General features: G+C 63.9%; 18 protein-coding genes. 9 read left to right on the plus strand and 9 right to left on the minus strand.

Annotated elements, in window-relative coordinates:
* Positions 1-4: 4 nt before the first annotated feature.
* Genes NVV93_RS02855 through NVV93_RS02870 form a run of 4 tightly spaced genes read left to right on the plus strand, consistent with a single transcriptional unit; the run spans position 5 to position 3,110 of the window.
* Complete coding sequence (locus tag NVV93_RS02855; RefSeq protein ID WP_258252954.1) at positions 5-949, plus strand: chromate resistance protein; 945 nt, start codon at positions 5-7, stop codon at positions 947-949.
* On the plus strand, positions 942-2,306 hold the full coding sequence (gene chrA, locus NVV93_RS02860; protein WP_258252955.1) for a chromate efflux transporter: 1,365 nt from the start codon (positions 942-944) through the stop codon (positions 2,304-2,306). Before NVV93_RS02855 ends, chrA begins: the two co-directional genes overlap by 8 nt.
* 10 nt (positions 2,307-2,316) lie before the next feature.
* Positions 2,317-2,643 (plus strand): rhodanese-like domain-containing protein, encoded by a 327-nt coding sequence (locus tag NVV93_RS02865; protein WP_258252956.1) that lies wholly within the window; start codon positions 2,317-2,319, stop codon positions 2,641-2,643.
* A gap of 14 nt (positions 2,644-2,657) precedes the next feature.
* Positions 2,658-3,110, plus strand: coding sequence for a chromate resistance protein ChrB domain-containing protein (locus NVV93_RS02870; RefSeq protein ID WP_258252957.1), 453 nt, complete (start codon positions 2,658-2,660; stop codon positions 3,108-3,110).
* A gap of 605 nt (positions 3,111-3,715) precedes the next feature.
* On the opposite strand, the gene ppa is transcribed toward NVV93_RS02870, so the two are convergent.
* From ppa to NVV93_RS02890, 4 genes are all read right to left on the minus strand, one after another.
* Positions 3,716-4,243: an inorganic diphosphatase gene (ppa, locus tag NVV93_RS02875; RefSeq protein ID WP_258252958.1), complete on the minus strand. Its 528-nt coding sequence runs from the start codon at positions 4,241-4,243 to the stop codon at positions 3,716-3,718.
* 75 nt (positions 4,244-4,318) lie between these two features.
* Positions 4,319-5,137 (minus strand): zinc-dependent peptidase, encoded by an 819-nt coding sequence (locus tag NVV93_RS02880; protein WP_258252959.1) that lies wholly within the window; start codon positions 5,135-5,137, stop codon positions 4,319-4,321.
* Between the two features lie 5 nt (positions 5,138-5,142).
* On the minus strand, positions 5,143-5,808 hold the full coding sequence (locus tag NVV93_RS02885) for a DedA family protein (protein ID WP_258252960.1): 666 nt from the start codon (positions 5,806-5,808) through the stop codon (positions 5,143-5,145).
* A gap of 370 nt (positions 5,809-6,178) precedes the next feature.
* The gene (locus tag NVV93_RS02890) at positions 6,179-6,634 is read right to left on the minus strand and encodes a GNAT family N-acetyltransferase (RefSeq protein ID WP_258252961.1); all 456 of its coding nucleotides are present in this window, start codon (positions 6,632-6,634) and stop codon (positions 6,179-6,181) included.
* A 446-nt stretch (positions 6,635-7,080) separates the two neighbouring features.
* Between NVV93_RS02890 and NVV93_RS02895 the strand changes: the two genes are divergently transcribed.
* The 3 genes from NVV93_RS02895 (at position 7,081) to NVV93_RS02905 (ending at position 12,363) form a co-directional block, all read left to right on the plus strand.
* Positions 7,081-10,170 (plus strand): ATP-binding protein, encoded by a 3,090-nt coding sequence (locus NVV93_RS02895; protein WP_258252962.1) that lies wholly within the window; start codon positions 7,081-7,083, stop codon positions 10,168-10,170.
* Positions 10,167-11,366, plus strand: coding sequence for a two-component system response regulator (locus NVV93_RS02900; RefSeq protein ID WP_258252963.1), 1,200 nt, complete (start codon positions 10,167-10,169; stop codon positions 11,364-11,366). Before NVV93_RS02895 ends, NVV93_RS02900 begins: the two co-directional genes overlap by 4 nt.
* Positions 11,367-11,472: 106 nt before the next feature.
* Entirely contained in the window at positions 11,473-12,363 is an 891-nt protein-coding gene (locus tag NVV93_RS02905; RefSeq protein WP_258252964.1) for a PA4780 family RIO1-like protein kinase, read from the plus strand.
* A 159-nt stretch (positions 12,364-12,522) separates the two neighbouring features.
* On the opposite strand, the gene NVV93_RS02910 is transcribed toward NVV93_RS02905, so the two are convergent.
* From NVV93_RS02910 to NVV93_RS02930, 5 genes are all read right to left on the minus strand, one after another.
* Entirely contained in the window at positions 12,523-12,804 is a 282-nt protein-coding gene (locus tag NVV93_RS02910) for a DUF2218 domain-containing protein (protein WP_258252965.1), read from the minus strand.
* A gap of 88 nt (positions 12,805-12,892) precedes the next feature.
* Positions 12,893-13,297, minus strand: coding sequence for a Cu(I)-responsive transcriptional regulator (cueR, locus tag NVV93_RS02915; RefSeq protein WP_258252966.1), 405 nt, complete (start codon positions 13,295-13,297; stop codon positions 12,893-12,895).
* A gap of 172 nt (positions 13,298-13,469) precedes the next feature.
* Positions 13,470-15,845: a heavy metal translocating P-type ATPase gene (locus tag NVV93_RS02920; protein ID WP_258252967.1), complete on the minus strand. Its 2,376-nt coding sequence runs from the start codon at positions 15,843-15,845 to the stop codon at positions 13,470-13,472.
* Positions 15,846-16,102: 257 nt separating this feature from the next.
* Positions 16,103-16,486, minus strand: a complete 384-nt coding sequence (locus NVV93_RS02925; RefSeq protein ID WP_258252968.1) for a hypothetical protein — start codon at positions 16,484-16,486, stop codon at positions 16,103-16,105.
* An 83-nt stretch (positions 16,487-16,569) separates the two neighbouring features.
* Positions 16,570-17,199 carry a TetR family transcriptional regulator gene (locus NVV93_RS02930; protein ID WP_258252969.1) on the minus strand — a complete coding sequence of 210 codons (630 nt, stop codon included), beginning with the start codon at positions 17,197-17,199 and terminating at the stop codon, positions 16,570-16,572.
* Positions 17,200-17,347: 148 nt separating this feature from the next.
* Here NVV93_RS02930 and NVV93_RS02935 point away from each other — a divergent pair, with 148 nt between their 5' ends.
* Positions 17,348-18,529, plus strand: a complete 1,182-nt coding sequence (locus tag NVV93_RS02935) for an efflux RND transporter periplasmic adaptor subunit (RefSeq protein ID WP_258252970.1) — start codon at positions 17,348-17,350, stop codon at positions 18,527-18,529.
* Between the two features lie 12 nt (positions 18,530-18,541).
* On the plus strand, positions 18,542-21,703 hold the full coding sequence (locus NVV93_RS02940; protein ID WP_258252971.1) for an efflux RND transporter permease subunit: 3,162 nt from the start codon (positions 18,542-18,544) through the stop codon (positions 21,701-21,703).
* The last annotated feature ends 132 nt before the right edge of the window (positions 21,704-21,835 follow it).

Here is a 21,835-nt window from a genome sequence, read left to right on the forward strand (position 1 = left end):
CTACATGGATAACTGGCTCTCTCTGATCATCGCTCTGCCGACCGCCAACGCTACGGAACGCATGCGCGCCTGGCGCGCTCTCAAGGCCCGTGGTGCTGCGGTACTGCGCGACGGCGTCTATTTGCTACCCGACAACCCCACCTGCCGGGAGGCGCTGGAAAGCGTCGAGCGCGACATCTTGGGCAGCAACGGCACAGCCTTTTTGCTCCCAATCAATGATCCGCAAGGATCTCGCTTCATTGAGCTGTTCGACCGTGGCGAGGACTATGCCAAGCTGCGCGTCGAGATCGAGGCGTGCCAGGCTCAACTGAATTCGGATAACGCCCTCGCCAGCACCAGGCAGGTACGCAAGCTGCGTAAGGCGCATGCTCAGGTGGAGGCCATCGATTTCTTCCCTGCTGCTGCTCGGCAAAAGACCGACATGGCCCTTAAAGCACTGGAAACAGCCATCAGCCGGGCGCTGTCGCAGGATGAACCGAGCAGCCATGATCATCCGATTGCACGTCTCGACCGCAGTGACTACCAAGGTCGCTTCTGGGCTACACGTAAGCGGCCATGGGTCGACCGGCTGGCCAGTGCCTGGTTGATCCGCCGCTTTATCGATCCGGATGCCACGTTCCTCTGGCTGGACACGCCAAGTGATTGCCCCGCTGACGCGCTGGGCTTCGATTTCGACGGCGCGACCTTCAGCCACGTAGGGAACCGCGTCACCTTCGAAACGCTGCAAGCCAGCTTTGGGCTGGCCGAGTCAGGCCTCAGCCGTATCGCTGCCCTGGTGCATTACCTGGATGTCGGTGGTGTTCAACCCTCCGAGGCTTCCGGCATAGAGCGGGTACTGGCCGGGCTGCGCGAAACCATCCCTAACGACGATCACCTGCTGACGGCTGCTTGCGCCATCTTCGATGGGCTGCTGGCGGCATTTGTGACAGAAGAGTTCCCAAATGAATGAGACCACTCTGCCACCTGTAGAGCAGGATCTGCCGCGTGCCGAGCCAGTCAGTTTGCTCCAGGCTTTTCTGTTCTGGCTCAAACTCGGCTTTATCAGCTTCGGTGGCCCAGCCGGGCAAATCTCGATCATGCACCAGGAGCTGGTAGAGCGCCGGCGCTGGATCTCCGAGCGCCGATTTCTGCATGCCCTGAACTACTGCATGTTGCTGCCCGGCCCGGAGGCCCAACAACTGGCCACCTATATCGGCTGGTTGATGCACCGTACTTGGGGGGGGGTGATTGCTGGGGTGCTGTTCGTACTGCCCTCGCTGTTTATCCTGATCGCGCTGTCATGGGTCTACATCGCTTTTGGGGATGTGCCGGTGGTGGCTGGGTTGTTCTATGGGATCAAACCCGCCGTGACCGCCATCGTGGTGCAGGCTGCCCACCGCATCGGCTCGCGGGCGCTGAAGAACAACTGGCTATGGGCGATAGCCGCCGCCTCCTTCGTCGCCATTTTCGCTTTGAACCTGCCGTTCCCACTGATAGTGCTGGGGGCCGCCGTGATCGGTTATTTCGGTGGGCGACTCGCCCCGCAGAAGTTCACCGTCGGTGGTGGCCACGGCGCGGCCAAGCAGTCCTTCGGCCCGGCGCTGATCGATGACGACACCCCGACACCGGAGCATGCACGCTTTCGCTGGCCACGCCTCCTGTTGCTGGCAGTGATAGGGGCGGCGCTGTGGGCATTGCCCATGGGTCTATTGACCGCCCTGTTCGGCTGGGAAGGTACTCTGACCCAGATGAGCTGGTTCTTTACCAAGGCCGCGCTGCTGACCTTCGGCGGTGCCTATGCGGTGCTGCCCTATGTCTACCAAGGCGCAGTAGGCCACTACGGCTGGCTGACCCCGACACAGATGATCGACGGCCTGGCCCTGGGCGAGACCACACCAGGGCCGCTGATCATGGTGGTGGCTTTTGTCGGTTTCGTCGGTGGCTATGTGCAGCAGGTGTTCGGTGCCGATCAAGCCTTCCTGGCCGGGGCCGTAGCCGCCAGCCTGGTCACCTGGTTCACCTTCCTGCCGTCCTTCCTGTTCATTCTCGCGGGCGGCCCGTTGGTGGAGTCGACCCACAACGAACTGAAGTTCACTGCGCCGCTGACGGCTATCACTGCCGCCGTGGTCGGAGTGATCCTCAATCTGGCGTTGTTCTTCGGCTACCACGTACTCTGGCCGCAAGGCTTCGAGGGGACTTTCGACTGGCCGTCGGCGCTGATTGCACTGGCAGCGGCCGTTGCTTTGTTTCGCTTCAAACGCGGCGTCATCCAGGTGCTGGCGGCCTGTGCGTTGGCCGGACTGGTGATACACCTGCTGCAAAACTGAGAGGTGGAGGATGAGCAGAATCTCGATATGCGAACTGGCGGAATGGCAGGCAGCAGATCGGACGTTCACCCTGCTGGATGTGCGCCGTAGCAGCGTGCGACTTGCCGATGCCAGAGAAATTCCCGACGCACTGTGGCGTGATCCCGCGGATGTCTTCACCTGGAAGGATCAGGTTCCACGGGACAGGCCAGTGATTCTCTATTGCGCCAAGGGGCATGAAATCAGCCAGGGCATCGCCGCCACACTAGAGGCCATGGGCCTGGATGCGCGCTACTTGATCGATGGTTTTGCTGGCTGGCACGGCGCTGGCCAGCCCACCCGGAGCCTATCCCGGTAGGCAGGAGGTGCTGCATGAAGTGGATCACCCGCGAACGTCCGAAGATCGACCGGATCGCCTGCCCTTGGCTGATCGCCCGGTTTATCGATATGGCGCCGGAGTTTCTCTATGTGCCGAGTGGCGATGTGCTGCGTCTGGCGCGAGAGGAAGGCGCTACGCCTTACGATATCCCTGGTGTCGAGCTCACTCATGAAGGCGAGTTGTGCAGCTTCGATGCGCTCTTGAAGAAGTACCGACTGGATGAGCCGGCCTTGCAGCAACTGGCGCAGATAGTGCGCGGTGCCGATACCTCAAGGCTCGATCTCACTCCTCAGTCGGCAGGGCTGTATGCCATCTCGCTGGGGCTGTCGCAGACCTTTGCCAATGACCACGACATGCTGCGCCACGGTCTAGTTATGTACGACGCCCTGTATGCCTGGTGCAAAGACTGCCAGGGCGAGTCGCATAACTGGCCGCCGCAGATGTAATGCGACGGCCAGGCGCGGCCAACCACACAACACTGCCTGGACGTCAGGATTGAATGTCCGCCTCTGGCCGATAGCGGGCGATCGAAATTGCCAGCCAAACGGCCAGAAGCGGCGCGATCGGTAGTTGACGCCTAGCCCAATCGGCAGTGGAATGGAGCACGCGTCGGAGTGGGAGTCAGACCGCTCTATACCAATCCGTAGCCATCCAGACCGCAGCACCAGCGCCAGCAGCCAAGGAGCCTGAAGGCCCTAGATCGCCTTTTTCCGGGAGCGGGGTGCCAGTGATGCACGTCGCCTGCGACAGAGCGGATCAAGATGAGCACCTCAGAAATGGTCCCCAAGGCGCGTGCCGACCGCCAGGGGGGGGAGTCGCTGCAGTAGGCCGCACGCCATCTAGCGGACCCCGAACCCCTTCTTCAAATCGAACGCAGAAAAAACGGTGAATCTTCCCAAGGGTAAATCACCGCGAGCTTTTCCATACCTGCGCCAAGGTGTGGGTCAAAGTGTGGGTCGGAGATTAATGGTTGCGCGAAATCCTTTATTTATGCGGCTTTCAGGCAATAAAAAAGCCGGCTTGTGGCCGGCTTTTAGGGGGTGGTTAGGGCTTATTTTTGGTAAGCCGCGACCGCCTTAAGAATTTCGGCGCGGGCCGCGTCGGCGTTGCCCCAGCCTTCGACCTTGACCCATTTGCCTTTCTCGAGATCTTTGTAGTTCTCGAAGAAGTGCTTGATCTGCTCGAGCAGCAGGGCTGGCAGGTCGGTGTATTCCTTGATGTCGACGTACAGCTGAGTCAGCTTGTCGTGCGGTACGGCGATCAGCTTGGCGTCGCCGCCGGCTTCGTCGGTCATGTGCAGCACGCCGATCGGACGGGCGCGGATTACCGAGCCAGGAGCCACCGGGTACGGGGTCACGACCAGGACGTCGAGCGGGTCGCCGTCGTCAGCCAGGGTGTGCGGGATGAAACCGTAGTTGGCCGGGTAGAACATCGGGGTGGCCATGAAACGATCGACGAACAGGCAGTCGGTGTCGTGGTCGATTTCGTATTTGATCGGCGCGTGGTTGGCCGGAATCTCGATGGCGACGTAGATGTCGTTCGGCAGGTCTTTGCCGGCCGGGACTTTGCTGTAGCTCATGGGCGACTCCCAATGGTTGGGCCAAAAAAGTGGGCGCGATTATAGGCACAATCCCCGCCCGTTACCACGCAATCGTTAGTCGTATTCGGCTGGGCGGTAATCGGGATGTTCGACCTGCAGACGCTGCAGGCGAGCCAGCGGATCTTGGCGGTAGAACTCCTTGAGTTGGGCGTATACCGCCGGATAGGCCTGTTGCAGCAAATCGGGCGCGGTGAAGAAATATTCGCTGGTGACGGCGAAGAACTCCGCCGGGTTTTCCGCAGCATACGGGTCGATCGGTGTTTCGGCATCTGCGTCCCGATCGAGCTGGGCATTGAGGTCGTCGTAGGCGCTCTGCATGGCTGTGGCCCAGTCGCTGATGCGCATGTCGCTGTGCAGCGGCGGCAAGCCGTTGGCATCGCCGTTGAGCATGTCGAGTTTGTGCGCCAGCTCGTGAATCACCAGGTTGTAGCCTTCCCAATCACCACTGCTCTGCACGCCGGGCCAGGCAAGGATCACTGGGCCGTGCTGCCAGGCCTCGCCGCTGCGTGCGTCGTCGTATTCGTGCTCGACACCGCTGGCGTCGCGGTGGCGTTGTGGGCTGACGAAGTCATCCGGGTACAGGACGATTTCATGGAAGCCACCGTACCAATTGAGATCGGCCAAGTGCAGCAACGGCAGCTGGGCTTGAGCGGCGAGGAATAATCGCCCGCTGTCGTCCAGCTCGACGCCCGGTAGCGCGCTCAGTTGTTTGCTGTGCAAAAACAGGACGGCGCGCTGTTGCAGGCGCAATTCTTCGCGAGCATCGAGGCCATCGAGAATCGGCAGGCGAGTACGAACCTCGGCCCAGCGCTGCGCATCGAGTGGATGACGGGCGAGGATGCGTCGATGACGCCAGGCGCGCAGCGACCACATGGGGTTTAGCCGGCCTGCTTGGCGTCAGCCGGCCGGGAAGGGCGGCGCAGGCGGTGATGCACGACGCTGGCAAGCATCGGCAGCAGCGACAGGCCGATGACCGCGATCACCATCAGCGAAAGGTTCTGCTTGATGAATGGCACATTGCCAAAGAAATAGCCGAGGGCTACCAGACCGCCCACCCAGAACACCGTGCCCAGCACGCTGAACGCGAAGAAGCGCGGATAGGGCATCTGTCCGACCCCGGCGACGAAGGGCGCGAAGGTCCGCACGATGGGCAGAAAGCGCGCCAGGGTCACGGTCTTGCCGCCGTGGCGGTCGTAGAACTCGTGGGTGCGCTGCAAGTAATCGCGGCGGAAGATCTTCGAGTTCGGGTTACGGAACAGTCGCTCGCCGGCTGTGCGGCCGATCACGTAGTTTGTGCTGTCGCCGAGGATCGCCGCGAGCATCAGCAGGCCGCCGAGGAGCAGCGGGTCCATGCCGCCGCCGGCGCACACCGCACCGGCGATGAACAGCAGCGAGTCGCCCGGCAGAAAGGGCATCACCACCAGGCCGGTCTCGCAGAAGATCACCAGGAACAGGATCGCGTAGATCCATGCGCCATAGTTGGCGACTAGCAGGTTCAGGTATGTGTCGAGGTGGAGCACTAGATCGATGAGATTGAAATCCATGAGACGCCTGTAAGGGTGCGCAGCAGGAGAGATACGCGCAGCGGCGGCGCATGTCATAGCGGATAACCAGTATACGGTCCGACATGCGCCGGGGAACTTCAGTTTGTCGCAATCTGTTACTTATCTTCCGGATGGCGCGCCGGCACGAAGCCTGCCCCGGCAGAGCCATGCAACCAGGGCGAGGGCGGTGGCCAATGGCGCTGCAACCCGCGCAACACCGGCGATTGCGCGGCCTGGGACGCGGCGTGGATTTACCTGGATGCACGGCGTGCGCGTTGGTTGCGCCGCCGCTGACCGGTTTAGAACGGAATATTGATTGCCGGGCGGGTGCGCGGATGATCGCGACACCCGTTCGGCCAGCGGTTGCCGGTCAGTCGCCGTTGATCGGCAGCACGTAGTTCTTGAATTCGGAGTCTTCTTTGAATCCGATCGACTCGTAGACCCGGTGCGCGACTTCGTTGTCACTCTTGCTGGAGACGCGCATGCGCACGGCATTGGTCTCTTTGGCCATCTTCTTGGCGGCCCCCAGCAGGCGGTCGGCGACTAGCTGGCGGCGCGCATCTTCGGCGACATAGATGTCGTTGAGGATCCACACGCGCTTGAGCGACAGTGACGAAAAACTTGGGTACAGCTGACAGAAGCCGAGCAGCTTGTCGTCTTCGTCGGGCATGGCCAGATAGATGACCGATTCCTTGCGCCGCAGGCGCTTTTCCAGAAAGCGTCGTGAGGCTTCGGGGAAGGCCAGTTCGCCATAGAACTCGCGGTAGCGGACGAACAATGGAGTGAGCAGGTCCAGATGCTCCAGACTGGCTTGGATAATGCGCATGGAGGCCTCAGCGTCAGTGAATGGGCGACTTGCAGCGATGCAGGTGCTGTGCCAGCAGTCGCCAAGGGATGCTGCCTAATGGATTTGGAAAGCGCAATCCAAGCGAGCGTTTGCTTGGGTAGTTTTCGCCCAGTCCACAGCAAGGCGCTGCAGTTGGCGTTGCAGGCGCGGATGACTGCCGAAACTCGGTGTTTCCGGGTGGGTTAGCCGACCCACCCCAAAGCTGGTTTCAGCGCCTTGGTAGGAGCGAGTTCATTCGCGATCCGCGGCGCCGGCTATCGCGGATAAATCCGCTCCTACAAAAAAGCTACGTCAGAGTAGGCTGGCCGCAAGTGTTCCGGGCGAGACCATGCAACACGTAACCGGAACATAGCCATGGCAAAGCCCGGCGGCGGCTTATTCGTTGGCTGGCTACGCTTGGTTGCAGGCAACGATGGATGGACGCGATGAGTAGAGGGACGCTGTGGCTGGCAATGGCGATTTTGGCAATCTGGGCGGGCAGCTTGCAGGCGGCGGAGCGTTTGCCGTTGAGCGCCCAGGAGCAAGCCTGGCGCGACGGTCATTCGCTGCTGCGGGTCGGCCTGGATCGCAAGGGCTGGCCACCGTTCGACATCATCGGCAGCAACGGCCGCTACTGGGGGATCAGCGCCGACTACCTGGCCATGCTCTGCGCGCGTCTGGACCTGCGTTTCGAGCCAATCTACTTCGACAGTTGGGACCAGGCGCTGACCGCCCTGCGCGAAGGTCGGGTGGATATATTGCCCTCGGTGGCGCAGACCCCGGAGCGCGCCCGCTACATGTTGTTCAGCGATGCCTATCTGATCAGCAACAGTCTGATCTTCGGCCGCGATGAAACCACCGACCTGCGTACTCTCGAAGATCTGGCCGGCAAGCGTGTGGCCATCGAGCGTGGCTATGCTCTGCAGGAGCAACTGCGCCGTCAGGTGCCGAGCGCCCTCCTGATCGAAACCCAGGATACCGAAGCCGCGCTGCGAGCGGTTTCCGGCGGGCGGGCGGATGCCTATGTCGGCGATCTGATCGCCGTCAGCTACCTGATTCGCCGCAATAACCTGGTCAACCTCAAAGTGCTTGGCGAAAGCGGCCTGGCTAGCGGCGAGGTGCGCTTCGCCGTGCGCCGCGATTGGCCGATGTTGGCCGATCTGTTCAACCAGGCCTTGGCCGATCTCAGCGATGCCGAGCGCAAGGTCATCGAAGCGCGCTGGTTGCCGCCGCTCAGCGAGCCGACCTGGCGCAATCTGCTGGAGATCGGCTGGCCGTACGTCCTCGGCTTGTTACTGTTGCTGGGTGTGGTGGTCTGGTGGAACCGTCAGCTGGCGGTGCAGATCACCGAGCGGCGGCGCGCCGAAGCCGAGGCGCAGGAGCAGCGCAGCACCTTGCAGGCGCTGATCAACGCGATTCCCGACCCGATCTGGTTCAAGGACAACGAGGGCCGCTATCGCGGGGTGAACCATGCCTTCGCCCAACTGGTTGGCCGCCCGCGCGATGAATTGCTCGGCCAGCGCGACAGCGAGCTGCTGTCGCCGGCCGAGGCCTCCCGGCGTGACGACCTCGACCGCGATGCGCTGGCCAGCCGGCAACCGGTGGAAAGCGAATCGTGGTGGCGCGATGAAGGAGGGCGGCGGACGCTGCTGGCCACCGTCCGCGCGACTTATCACGATGCCCAGGGTCAGCTGCTCGGCCTGGTGGGCGCCGGGCGCGACATCACCGCGCGCAAGGAAGCGGAGGCCGCCATGGAGCGTGCCAAGGAACTGGCCGAAGACGCCGCGCAACTCAAAGCCGACTTCCTCGCCAACATGAGCCATGAGATCCGCACGCCGATGAACGCGATCATCGGCATGACCCATCTGGCCCTCGGCAGCGGCCTCAAGCCACGCCAACGTGACTACGTGGCGAAGATCCAGCTGGCCAGCCAGCATCTGCTCGGCTTGCTCAACGACATTCTCGACTTCTCGCGTATCGAGGCCGGCAAGCTGCCGCTCGAACGCATCGCCTTCGACCTGCGGCTGGTCCTGGAGAATCTGGTCAGCATGGTTGGCCAGCGGGCCAGCGAAAAGGGCCTGCAACTGCTCTTCGATCTCGAACCGCAGGTGCCTTGCCAGCTGTATGGCGATCCGCTGCGCCTCGGGCAGATCCTCATCAACTACGCCAACAATGCGCTGAAATTCACCGAGTGCGGCGAGATCAACGTGCTGGTGCGCGTCGAACGCCAGGATGAGCGCAACGTGCAGCTGTTCTTCGGCGTGCGTGATACCGGCATCGGCCTGAGCCGCGAACAGCAGAGCCGTCTGTTCGATTCGTTCCAGCAGGCGGACAGCTCGACCACCCGCAAGTACGGCGGTACCGGTCTGGGTCTGGCGATTTGCAAGCGGCTGGCCGAAGCCATGGGTGGCAGTGTCGGAGTGGACAGCCAGCCAGGGCAGGGCAGCCTGTTCTGGGCGCGCTTGCCATTCGGCCTGGCCGAGCGCGCGGCGTTGGTCGAGACGGCGGGCCCGGCGCCGCAATTTTCCGGGCAACGGGTGTTGCTGGTGGAGGACAGTGCGTTGAATCAGGAAGTCGCCTGCGGCCTGCTGGAGGCGATGGGTCTGCGAGTCGACGTGGCCGAGAACGGCGCGCAGGCGCTGGAGCGTCTGCATGGCCAGGACGGCGAAGCCTACGCGCTGGTGCTGATGGACATGCAGATGCCGGTGCTCGACGGGCTGGCGACCACCCGGCTGCTGCGTCAGGAGCCGCGCTTCGCCGACCTGCCGGTCCTGGCGATGACCGCCAATGCCCGCGAGGAGGAACGGCAGCTTTGTCTGCAGGCGGGAATGAACGATCACATCAGTAAGCCGATCGAACCTGAAAGATTGTGGGCGGCCTTGATGCACTGGCTGCCGTCCGTCGTTGCAGAGTCCAGCGCGCCGGAGCTGGCGCAGTTATGGCAGTTGCCGGGGGTCGACATTGTCCGCGGCCTGCAGCGCATGCTGGGGCGGCGCGAGTTGTACGAGTCGCTGCTGCGCAGTTTTGCCGGTGCCTATCCGCCGTTTACCGACGAGCTGCGCCGTGCGTTGGCCGACGATCAGCGCGAAGTGGCCGAACGGCTGGTGCACAATCTCAAAAGCCACGCCGGAAGCCTCGGCGCCGAGGCGCTGCAGGCCAGCGCCGCTGAGCTGGAGCGAGCGATTTGCCAGGGCGAGGAGGCGTCGCGCCTGGAGGCGCAAATCATCGCGCTGGATGCCAGCCTGCAGGTGCTGCTGGCCGCGATCATCGCGCAATTGCCGACACTGCCAGCGGCAGCGGTGCAGGAGGTCGATGAAGACGCGTTGGCGACGCTCAACACCCGCTTGCAGCGTTTGCTGGCCGAGCACGATCCACGCGCCGGCCGCTTGTTCGCTGAGCAGGTCGGGTTGCTCAGCGTGGCCTTTGCCGAGGACTTCGAGAGGATCGAGGTGGCGGTGCGTAACTATGATTTCGATACGGCGTTGCAGGCGCTCGACGTGGCCGTGCAACGCCGCCAATTGAGGATGCAGCCATGAGCGACATGTTGGACCGCCCCGAACAGGAAGTGATCCTGGTGGTCGATGATGTTCCCGACAATCTCGAATTGATGAGTGAGCTGTTGCTCAATTACTACCGGGTTAAGGTCGCTAACAGTGGCGCCAACGCCTTGCGCATCGCCGAGCTGCATCCGCAGCCGGACCTGGTCCTGCTCGATGTGATGATGCCCGGCATGGACGGCTACGAAGTCTGCCGGCGGCTCAAGGCCAACCCCGCCACGCAGGATATTCCGGTGATCTTCCTGACCGCGCGCAGCGAGCTCGCCGATGAGCAGCACGGCTTCGATCTGGGCGCCAGCGACTACATCACCAAGCCGATCAGCCCGCCGATCCTGCTCGCCCGGGTGCGGGCGCAGCTGCAATTGAAAGCCGCCGCCGACTACCTGCGCGACAAGAGCGAATACCTGGAACTGGAGGTCAGGCGGCGCACCCGCGAGTTGCAGAACCTGCATGACGCCACGCTGGAGGCGATGGCCCAGCTCGCCGATACCCGTGACAACCCGTGCGGCCAGCACCTGACCCGCATCGAGCTGTACATGCGCGTGCTCGCCGCCGCCCTGGCGCGCCAGGTGCCGGCGCTGACCGAGGCGTTCAGCGAGGAATATATCGGCCTGCTCGGCAAGTCGGCGCTGCTGCATGACATCGGCAAACTGGCGATTCCCGACCGCATCCTGCTCAGCCCGGCGCCGTTGGCGGGCGCCGATCTGGAACTGATGCACAGCCACACCCGCGCCGGCCGCGATGCCATCGAGCGCGCCGAACGCAAGCTGGGTGGCTCGGCGAGCTATCTGACCCTGGCCAAGGAAATCGCCTACAGCCATCACGAGCGCTGGGACGGCGGCGGTTTCCCCGAAGGTCTGCGCGGCGAGCAGATCCCCCTGGCGGCGCGTTTGATGGCGCTGGCCGACTGCTACGACGAGCTGACCAGTCGTCATCCGTATCGCCCTAGCCTCAGCGCGGATGAAGCGACGGCGCAGGTCAGCGCGGCCAGCGGCACGCACTTCGATCCGCAAGTGGTGTTGGCTTTCCTCGAAGTGGCAGCTACCTTCGCCCTGATCGCCGAACGGCATGCCGACAACGCCGCCGCTCGGGACAGTGGCTTGCAGCGCCTGGAAGAGTCGCTGGCGGAAAGCATCGAACTGACTTCACCGGCCGATATGGAGCCGCCCCGCTAGCTAGACGGTCATGCAGTCCGGCAGGAGAGGCTGGGCGCTGCGCGGCGATTGCCGTATAACGTGCGGCTCCATGAATTCCGGCATACGAGGACCGCGATAGCACCCGATGAAGCCACCAAAACGCATTGAGCCACTGATTGAAGATGGCCTTATCGACGAGGTGTTGCGACCGCTGATGAGCGGCAAGGAAGCCGCGGTATATGTCGTTCGCTGCGGCAACCAGTTGCGTTGCGCCAAAGTCTACAAAGAGGCCAACAAACGCAGCTTCCGCCAGGCCGCCGAGTACCAGGAAGGCCGCAAGGTGCGCAACAGCCGCCAGGCGCGAGCCATGGCCAAGGGCTCGAAATACGGTCGCAAAGAGCAGGAAGACGCCTGGCAGAACGCCGAAGTGGCGGCCCTGTTCCGGCTCGCCAGCGCGGGCGTGCGAGTGCCCAAGCCCTACGACTTCCTCGACGGCGTGTTGCTCATGGAGATGATCGCCGATGACAGCGGCGACGCCGCCCCGCGCCTCAACGATGTGGTGCTGGATGCCGAGCAGGCGCGCGAGTATCACGACTTCCTGATTCGCCAGATCGTCCTGATGCTCTGCGCCGGACTGGTGCACGGCGACCTCTCGGAGTTCAACGTGCTGCTCGATCCGCAGGGACCGGTGATCATCGACTTGCCGCAGGCCGTCGACGCGGCCGGCAACAACCACGCGTTCAGCATGCTCGAGCGCGATGTCGGCAACATGGCCGCGTACTTTGGCCAGTTCGCTCCGGAGCTCAAGCACACTCGTTACGCCAAGGAAATGTGGGCGCTGTACGAGGAAGGCAAACTGCATCCGTTAAGCCCGTTGACCGGGATTTTCGACGAGCCGGAAGAGGCCGCCGACATCGACGCGGTGCTGCGCGAAATCGAGGCCACCCTGCGCGATCAGGAGCGCCGCGAAGCCATGCGCACCGCCGAAGACGCCCCGCACCGCGAGGTCGAACCGCCACCGCCATGGATGCAGTGACCTACGCGCACCCACCGCTGTTGTAGGTTGGGTCGGGACGCGCAGTCGGAGCGCAGCGATACCCAAGGATTGGACGAGCCGCCAAGAGGGATATCGTTGCGCTCCGGCTAGTTGCCCGCCCCATCCGACGAACTCGCTTGCCGCACCAATGCGCGGCTGTCAGCGCCACTCCAACTGCAAGGCTTCCTGCCAGGCAAACTGTTCGAAATGGCGGGCGACCACCTGCTGCAATTTCTCCAGGTCTTCGTGGTTGGCGCTTTCCACACGCAGGGTCAGGCCGTCGCCCTCGGCATTGAGCAGGCACCGACCGAAGGCGAATTCGATGCTTCCCTGCTGCTCGTCATACTGCACCTCGAGCTTGTGGGCGAAATGCTTGCACAGGCGGCCGATATAGCGGCCTGGCGTGGTGGTGACGACGTGGCTTGCAGCGGTAACGGACATGACAGCTCTCCAGTATCGATAAGGGCGGATATTCCGCCTGAGCGTAGCGCTCAGCGAGCATAGCTGTGCAGTGGCGGGCGGTGATTGCTCACTGGTCAGCGCAGCAGCTCGACTCCAGATCCTTGAGGATCGGGCAATCTGGGCGGTGGTCGCCGTGGCAGTGTTCGACCAGCTCTTGCAGGGTGTCGCGCAGGCCGCTGAGCTCGGCGATCTTGCGGTTCAGCTCGTCGATGTGCCCGCGCGCCAGCGCCTTGACGTCGGCGCTGGCGCGCTCGCGGTCTTGCCAGAGCTGCAGCAGCTTGCCGACCTCTTCCAGGGAAAACCCCAGGTCGCGCGAGCGCTTGATAAAGGCCAGGGTGTGCAGCTCCTGGCTGTTGAACTGGCGGTAGCCGCTATCGCTACGTCCGGCGGCGGGCAGCAGGCCGATGGATTCGTAGTAGCGGATCATCTTTGCGCTGAGGCCGCTACGTTGTGCGGCTTGGCCGATGTTCATTGCCTCTCTCCTGGAATCGCTAGCCCGGATGCAATCCGGGAATAGCGTAGTGGCACACCCCGGATTGCATCCGGGCTACTAGCGAGTAGGGCGTACTCGCGCAGCAGTACGCCGGCGGGGCAAACGATGGGCTGTTCGCTGCGTTCCTGAGCGGCCGACACTCTGGTCCGCCTTACGGCTTCCAGCGTTTAAGCAGCAGTGCATTGCTCACCACGCTGACGCTGGAAAAGGCCATCGCCGCGCCGGCGAGCATCGGGTCGAGCAGGCCGCTGGCGGCCAGCGGGATGCCGATCAGGTTGTAGACAAAGGCCCAGAACAGGTTCTGGCGGATTTTCGCGTAGGTGCGCCGGCTGATCTCCAGGGCCGCCGGCACCAGGCGCGGGTCGCCGCGCATCAGGGTGATGCCGGCGGCGTGCATGGCCACATCGGTGCCGCCGCCCATGGCGATGCCGACATCCGCGGCGGCCAGTGCCGGGGCATCGTTGATGCCGTCGCCGACCATCGCTACCACCCCGCCGGCCGCCTTCAGCGCGGCGACGTTGGCGGCTTTGTCGGCCGGCAGCACTTCGGCGTGCACATCGCTGATGCCCAGCGTGCTGGCCACCGCCTGCGCGCTGCCGCGGTTGTCGCCGCTGATCAGGTGGGTGCGGATGCCGCGCGCCTGTAGCTGCGCCACGGCTTCGGCGGCGCCCGGCTTGAGCGTGTCGCCGAAGGCGAACAGGCCGAGCACGCGTGGCTGTGGGCTTTGTTCGATCAGCCAGGACAAGGTGCGCCCCTCGGCTTCCCAGGCGGTGGCGAGATCCGCCAAGTCGCCCGCCTGCAGGCCGCTTTCGCTCAGCAGGCGACGATTGCCCAGGGCCAGGCGCCGCTCGTCCAGCGTGCCAGCGATGCCGCGACCGGCCAGCGCCTGGCTGGCAGCGATGGCGGGGACGGGCAAATTGCGCTCATCACAGGCGTCCAGCACGGCCTTGGCCAGCGGGTGTTCGCTGCCGCGTTGCAACGCGCCGGCCTGTTGCAGCAGTTCGTCCTCGCCGCCCAGCAGGGCGCGCAAATGGGCGATGCGTGGCGTGCCGGAGGTCAGCGTGCCGGTCTTGTCGAACGCCACCGAGGTCACCGCGTGGGCGATCTCCAGGGCCTCGGCGTCCTTGATCAGAATGCCGTGTTTGGCCGCCACGCCGGTGCCGGCCATGATCGCGGTGGGCGTCGCGAGGCCGAGTGCGCAGGGACAGGCGATCACCAGCACCGCCACGGCATTCAGCAGCGCGGTTTCCAGCCCGGCGCCGAGCGCCAGCCAGACCGCCAGGGTGAGCAGGGCGATGGCGATGACCACCGGGACGAACACCGCGCTGACCTTATCGACCAGTTTCTGGATCGGCGCCTTGGCGGCCTGGGCGTCTTCGACCAGACGGATGATCCGCGCCAGCACGGTCTCGCCACCCAGTGCAGTGGTGCGCACCAGCAGGCGCCCTTCGCCGTTGATCGCACCAGCGGTAACCCGCGAGCCCGGTTCCTTCAGCACCGGCAGGCTTTCGCCGCTGATCAGGGCTTCATCGGCATGGCTCTGGCCTTCCAGCACTTCGCCGTCGACCGGGAAGCGCTCGCCGGGTTTCACGGCGATCAGGTCGGCCAGACGCAGCTCGGCGATCGGTACATCTTCTTCCACGTCCTCGCGAACCCGCAGGGCGCGCTCTGGACGCAGTGCTTCGAGGGCGCGGATGGCGCTGGTGGTTTGCCGTTTGGCGCGGCTTTCCAGGTATTTTCCGAGCAGCACCAGAGCGATCACCACCGCCGCCGCTTCGAAATACAGGTGTGGCATGGCGTCGGCCGGTGCCTGCCACCACAGGTACAGGCTCATGCCATAGGCGGCGCTGGTACCCAGGGCGACCAGCAGGTCCATGTTGCCGGTGCGGGCGCGCACGGCTTGATAGGCGGAACGGTAGAAGCGTGCACCGAGGATGAATTGCACCGGGGTGGCCAGGGCGAACTGCAACCAGGCCGGGAGCATCCAGTGACCGCCGAACCAGTCGACGACCATCGGTGCCATCAGCGGCAGGGCCAGGGCGAGGGCCAGCCAGACCGCCCAGCGTTCGCGTTGCAGGTGCTGCTCGCCAAGGTCGGCCGGGCCGGCGTCGTCAAGCCAGTGCGCCTGGTAGCCGGCAGCTTCGACCGCGCGGATCAGCGCGTCATGGTCGGTGTTGGCGAGCAGTTGCAGATGGGCACGCTCGCTGGCCAGGTTGACGCTGGCGCTGCGCACCCCTGGTACCTGCGCCAGAGCGCGCTCGACCCGGCCAGCACAGCTGGCGCAGGTCATGCCGCTGATGCTCAGTTCGCGGGTGTGTTCGGGAACCTGGTAGCCGGCCTGTTGCACCGCGCCGATCAAGCTGCTCAGCGGTGTATCGGCGGCCTCGATGCGCACCTGTTCGCTGGCCAGGTTGACGCTGGCGCTGCGTACGCCGGGCACCTGGCCCAGTGCGCGTTCGACTCGGCCGGCACAGCTGGCGCAGGACATTCCGCTGATCGGCAGGTCGAGGGTGGTCAAGGCAGTCATGGGCGATCTCCTATGCGTTGCAGCCTAGGATCAACCTTGCCATGCGGGCAAGGTCAAGCCCCTGATCTGGATCATCTGGCGGCCCTCTCCCCAGCCCTATCCCCATACATAGGAGAGGGGGGCGATCGGAATTGGGCTGCGGATTTGTGTGGGCTTACGAAAATCTAAGCAGCCACACAGGTCAGTCCCCTCGCCTCAGCGGGGGAGAGGGTTAGGGAGATAGGGCGAATACCGCACAGGACTTGATACGGGGCCGCTCAATAATTCAACGGTGCAGCGATCAGCTCAAAGCCGCGGTTACCCAGGGCAATCCGATATTTACGCACTTCGCCGGCCTGGATGACGATGCGCTGGTTTTCCAGCTGGGTGATGCCCGGCGCGCACAGGCCGGGGCCCACCAGGCCGAGCCGTAGCGACACATCACCTGGCGGCAAGTTGAACGACGCCGATTGACCCTGATACAGGCGCGCGGCCAGTTGGTCGTGCAGGTACAGGCCGATATCGCAGGGGTTGGCGACCTCCAGGCGCTCGCGGGAGATGATCAGCACGCCATAGCCTTGCGCCTGCGCCCCGCCGCCATATGGCGCAGCGTGGGCGAGCGGCAGCAGACTCAGCAACAGCAGCAGGATCGGACGGCGCATGGCAATTCTCCTCGCTCGGATGCTTGCATGGTGGACGCTGCCTGGCACGCCGACAAGCCTGAGCGAGGCGCACGTTGGCGGAGTCAGGCGGGTACCTGCCAGTCCCGCAGCAGGCCACGAAACAGGCCGTCGACGAGCGTGGAGGTGTCGACCAGCGGGTCGAACAGGCTCGGGTTGCGCAACCAGTCGGTGAACAGGCCGACAATCAGCCCGTGCAAGGCGAGCGAGGCGAGGCGCGGCGTAATGCCTGGACTGAGCCGGCTGCGGGTGGGTTCCTGAGTGAAGATTTCTTCGCAGATGGCAATGAACTGATCGATGAACGCGTTATGGCGTTCCTGCGCCTCGGCCAACTCCGCGGTGAATTCACAGCGCTGCAGCAGGATGGTGAAAATCCGCCGTTTCTGCTCATCACGGGCCAGTTCTTCAATGACCTTCACACAGGCGCTGCGCATCGCCAGCAACGCCGCGCTGGCATTGCCGCCGGCGCGCAGGGCGGCCATCTGCTCGGGCGGCAGACGCACCTGATTGAGCATTTCGTGGAACAAGTGAGCTTTGTTCTGGAAATGCCAATACACTGCGCCCCGGGTTACGCCCGCGTGCCGAGCAATCTGCTCAAGACTGGTATTGCTGACCCCACGCTCCAGAAACAGCTGTTCGGCCGCCTGTAAGAGGGTACAACGGGTTTTTTCGGCTTCTTCCTTGGTTCGACGCATGGCAGCTGAGGCTTTAGTGACTAGGCTCTGGTCTGGGGAGTTTAACCGGGTTTTGTTGTCCAGCTGGCGGATAAGCGCGTCGGGGCGATGCGTGCGCGGCAATCCTTTCTATTATTTCTTTTAGCGTTGCGTAGTCATGGAGACATCTATGCGGTTCGTTTGCCATATGCCGTTTGTTTACGCGTGCCTGACCCTGGCCTGCTTCGGTCTTCCTGTCCAGGCGGCCGATACGCCGGCGAATGCGCGGCCAGCGCCCGAGGTGGTGGTCGAGAAGGTCGTCGCCACGGTGGCGCTGCCGATGGTACTGGAGTACGCCGGACGTACCGCCGGTTACCGCGAGGTGGAGGTGCGTGCCCAAGTCAGCGGCATCCTCCAGCAGCGCACCTATCAAGAGGGTGCGACGGTGAGCAAGGACCAGGTGCTGTTCCGCATTGATCCGCGCCTGTACCAGGCCGCGTTGGCCCAAGCCAAAGGCGCGTTGGCCCAGGAGCAGGCGCGTTACCGGCAGGCCGACCGCGACCTCAAGCGCATTCGCGAGCTGCAGAAAAAAGGTTTTGCCAGCGAAAGCGAGCTGGACCGCTACATTTCCAGCTTCGAGCAGAGCAAGGCCAATATCGAAGCGGCCAAGGCCAGCGTGCAGGCCAAGCAGATCGACCTCGACTACACCACGGTGAAGGCTCCGATCAGCGGCATCACCAGCAAGGAAACTGTGTCTGAAGGCAGCCTGGTGGCGGCCAACGACCCCAGCGCCAGCCTGCTGACCCGGCTCACCCAGCTCGATCCGCTGTACGTCAATTTCGCCTACTCGGACACCGAGGGCGCGCGGATCCGCGAAGGCGTGCAGAGCGGCAGCATGACTCTGCCGAAGGACGGCAAGCTGAGCGCGGAGATCAAGTTTGGCGATGGTTCGACCTACCCGCTGGAAGGCCAGGTGGACTTCACCGATAGCTTCATCGACACCGGCACCGGCACCATCAGTGCCCGAGCGGTAGTACCCAACCCGGAACGTCGGCTGCTGCCCGGCCAATTCGTCCGTGTGCTGGTCAAGGGCATCAACATCCCGCAGGCCTACACCGTACCGGAGCAGTCACTGGCTCAGGGGCCGAAGGGCACCTACGTGTTCGTGGTGGATGAGCAGGGGATCGCGCGGCGCAAGCCGGTGGTCACCGGGCCGACGGTGGAAGGCCGCTGGGTCATCCTGTCGGGCATCACCAAAGGTGACCGGGTGATCGTCGAGGGGCTGCTGAAGGTGCGTCCCGACCAGCCGGTGAAGGCCGTCGAGGCCAAGCCGAAGGCTGAAGCCGCTACCCAGCCTGCCCAGCAGTCCTAAAGGAGCGCCGCCGTGTTCTCACGCTTCTTTATCGACCGACCGATTTTCGCCGCGGTCATTTCCATCATCATCATTCTTGCCGGCCTCGCCGCCATGCGCGAGCTGCCGATCGCCCAGTACCCGGAGATCCTCCCGCCGCAGGTCTCGGTCAGCGCCAGCTACCCGGGTGCCAGCTCGCAGGTCATCGCGGAAACCGTGGCCGCGCCGCTGGAGCAGGAAATCAACGGCGTCCAGGGCATGATCTACCAGCTGTCGAACTCCGACAGTAACGGCGCGATGAGCCTCAGCGTGTACTTCGCAGTCGGCACCGACCCGGACCAGGCCACCATCGACGTCAACAACAAGGTTCAGGCCGCGCTGGCCAAGCTACCCGAGGAAGTTCGTCGCCAGGGCGTCAAGGTGGAGAAGAAGTCCTCCGACATCCTCCAGGTGGTGACCCTCTATTCGCCGGACAACTCGCGCGACCCGATCTTCATCAGCAACTACGCGCTGATCAACGTGATCGATGAGCTCAAGCGGATTCCCGGGGTCGGTGACGCCAGCCAGTTCGGCTCCAAGGACTACTCGATGCGCATCTGGCTGCGCCCGGACAAGCTGGCGCAGTACAACCTGACCCCGAGCGACGTGGTCAACGCTATCCAGGAGCAGAACTCGCAGTTCGCCGCCGGCAACTTCGGCAAGGAGCCGCTCAACGAGACGCAGGCGTTCACCTACACGGTGAGCGCCAAGGGCCGCTTCAGCAAGCCCGAGGAGTTCGAGAGCATCATCCTGCGCACCGACCAGACCGGCGCCAGCCTGCTGCTCAAGGACGTCGCGCGGGTCGAGTTGGGCGCCCTCGACTATTCCCTGGCGACCAGCCTCAACGGCCAGCTGAACGCCGCCTTCGGCATCTACCTGCAGCCCGGCGCCAACGCGCTGGATACCGCCGACGCGGTGCGCGCCACCATGGAGCGGCTGACCAAGCGCTTCCCGGAGGGCATCGCTTATAAGATCCCCTACGACACCACGACCTTCGTCAAGGTCTCCATCGAGGAGGTGATCCACACCTTCGTCGAGGCGCTGGTGCTGGTGATGCTGGTGGTGTTCATCTTCCTGCAGAACTGGCGCGCCACACTGATCCCGGTGCTGGCCATTCCGGTGTCACTGATCGGCACCTTCGCCGGCATGTATATGCTCGGCTTCTCCATCAACCTGTTGACCCTGTTCGGCATGGTGCTGGCCATCGGCATCGTGGTTGACGACGCCATCGTGGTGCTGGAGAACGTCGAGCGGGTGATGCGCACCGAGAAGCTCAGCCCGCGCGAGGCGGCGATCAAGGCCATGTCGGAGGTGACTGGGCCGATCGTCGCCATCGTCCTGGTGCTCTGCGCGGTGTTCATCCCGGTGGGCTTCCTCGGTGGATTGGCCGGGCAGATGTACAAGCAGTTCGCGATCACCATCGCCGTGTCGGTGGTGATCTCCGGCATCGTCGCCCTGACCCTGTCGCCGGCACTTTGCGCGTTGATCCTCAAGCCCGAGCACAAGGAGCCGGCGGCGCCGTTCCGCTGGTTCAACAACGCCTTCGAGCGCTTCACCAACGGCTACACCGCCGGTGTGCAGTTCTTCCTCAAGCGTTCGCTGATTGGCCTGCTGCTGTTTGGCGGGATGATCGCCATCATGGTCGTGCTGTTCGGCCGCGTGCCCGGCTCGCTGGTGCCGGATGAGGACCAGGGCTACGTGCTCAACGCCTACGTGCTGCCACCGGCGGCCTCGCTGAGCCGCACCGAGCAGGTCACCGACGCGGTCACCGAGGAGCTGATGCAGCACCCGGCGGTGCAGGATGTGGTGACCTTCGCCGGTTTCGACATCCTCACTTCCGGCTCGCGTACCAGTGCCGGGGTGTCGTTCATTACACTCAAGGACTGGAAGGAGCGCAGCACCACTGAGCTCGATGCACGCAACCTGCCGCCGCAGTTCATGGGCATGGGCGCCAAGCAGAAGGACGCCGTGGTGATGACCTTCAACCCGCCGCCGATCAGTGGCATGAGCACCACCGGCGGTTTCGAGGCCTACATCCAGGATCGCAGCGGCGGCAGCGTCGCGCAGCTCGAGGATATCGTCCACAAGTTCATGGCTGCGGCGGCCAAGCGCCCGGAGCTGACCGGGGTCAACACCACCTTCAACGCCGACGTGCCGCAGTACTACATCGACCTCGACCGCACCAAGGCCCGTGCCCTGGGCGTGGAGATCAACGATGTGTTCACTGCCATGCAGTCGACCTTCGGCAGTTACTACGTCAACGACTTCAACCTGTACGGTCGCACCTGGCAGGTCAGCCTGCAGTCCGAACCGGACTTCCGCCGCAAGCCGGAAGACCTCAGTCAGGTCTATGTCCGCTCCAGCACCACCAACGAGCTGATCCCGCTGTCCTCGCTGGTCAGTGTGCAGCGCATCCTTGGCCCGGACTCCTACGCGCGTTTCAACGTCTACCCGGCGGCCAAGCTGCTCGGTGGCCCGGCGCCGGGCTACAGCTCGGGCCAGGCACTTCAGGCCATGCAGGAAGTCGCCGACGAGGTGCTCGGCGAGAGCTACAACCTGGCCTGGATCGGCTCGGCCTACCAGGAGCTGGCGACCCAGGGCTCGGGCAGTACAGCGTTTCTGTTCGGCCTGATTCTGGTGTTCCTGATTCTCGCTGCCCAGTACGAGCGCTGGACCCTGCCGATGGCGGTGGTTACCGCGGTGCCCTTCGCGGTGTTCGGTGCGATCCTCGCCATCTGGATGCGCGACCTGTCCAACGACGTGTACTTCCAAGTCGGCCTTGTGACCTTGATCGGCCTGGCGGCGAAGAACGCCATCCTGATCATCGAGTTCGCCGTGCTGTGCCGCGAGGAGCAGGGCATGGGCATCTTCGAGGCGGCGCTGGAGGCGGCCAAGCTGCGCTTCCGGCCGATCGTGATGACCTCGCTGGCCTTCATCCTCGGGTGTGTGCCGTTGGCGATCAGCACCGGTGCTGGCTCGGCGAGTCGCCACTCTATCGGCACCGGGGTGATCGGCGGCATGCTGGCGGCGACCCTGCTGGCGACCTTCCTGATCCCGATGTTCTACCTGCTGGTCGAGTCGGCCGCCGCCAAGCTCGGCGGCAAGGGTAAGCAAAAGGCGCAGGGTCCAGCCGAAGCGTCCGCTCCAGTCGAATAATCGCCGAGCACCGCTTGCCCATGCTGGGTGAGCGGTGGCGAGGTCGGCTTGGAGTGGTGCATGGCAATCGCCCCCTCTCCCTAACCCTCTCCCCGGAGGGGCGAGGGGACTGATCGGCGTGACTCCGAGCAT

Origin of the sequence: Pseudomonas sp. LS44 (assembly GCF_024730785.1) — a bacterium.
Taxonomy (GTDB): Bacteria; Pseudomonadota; Gammaproteobacteria; order Pseudomonadales; family Pseudomonadaceae; genus Aquipseudomonas.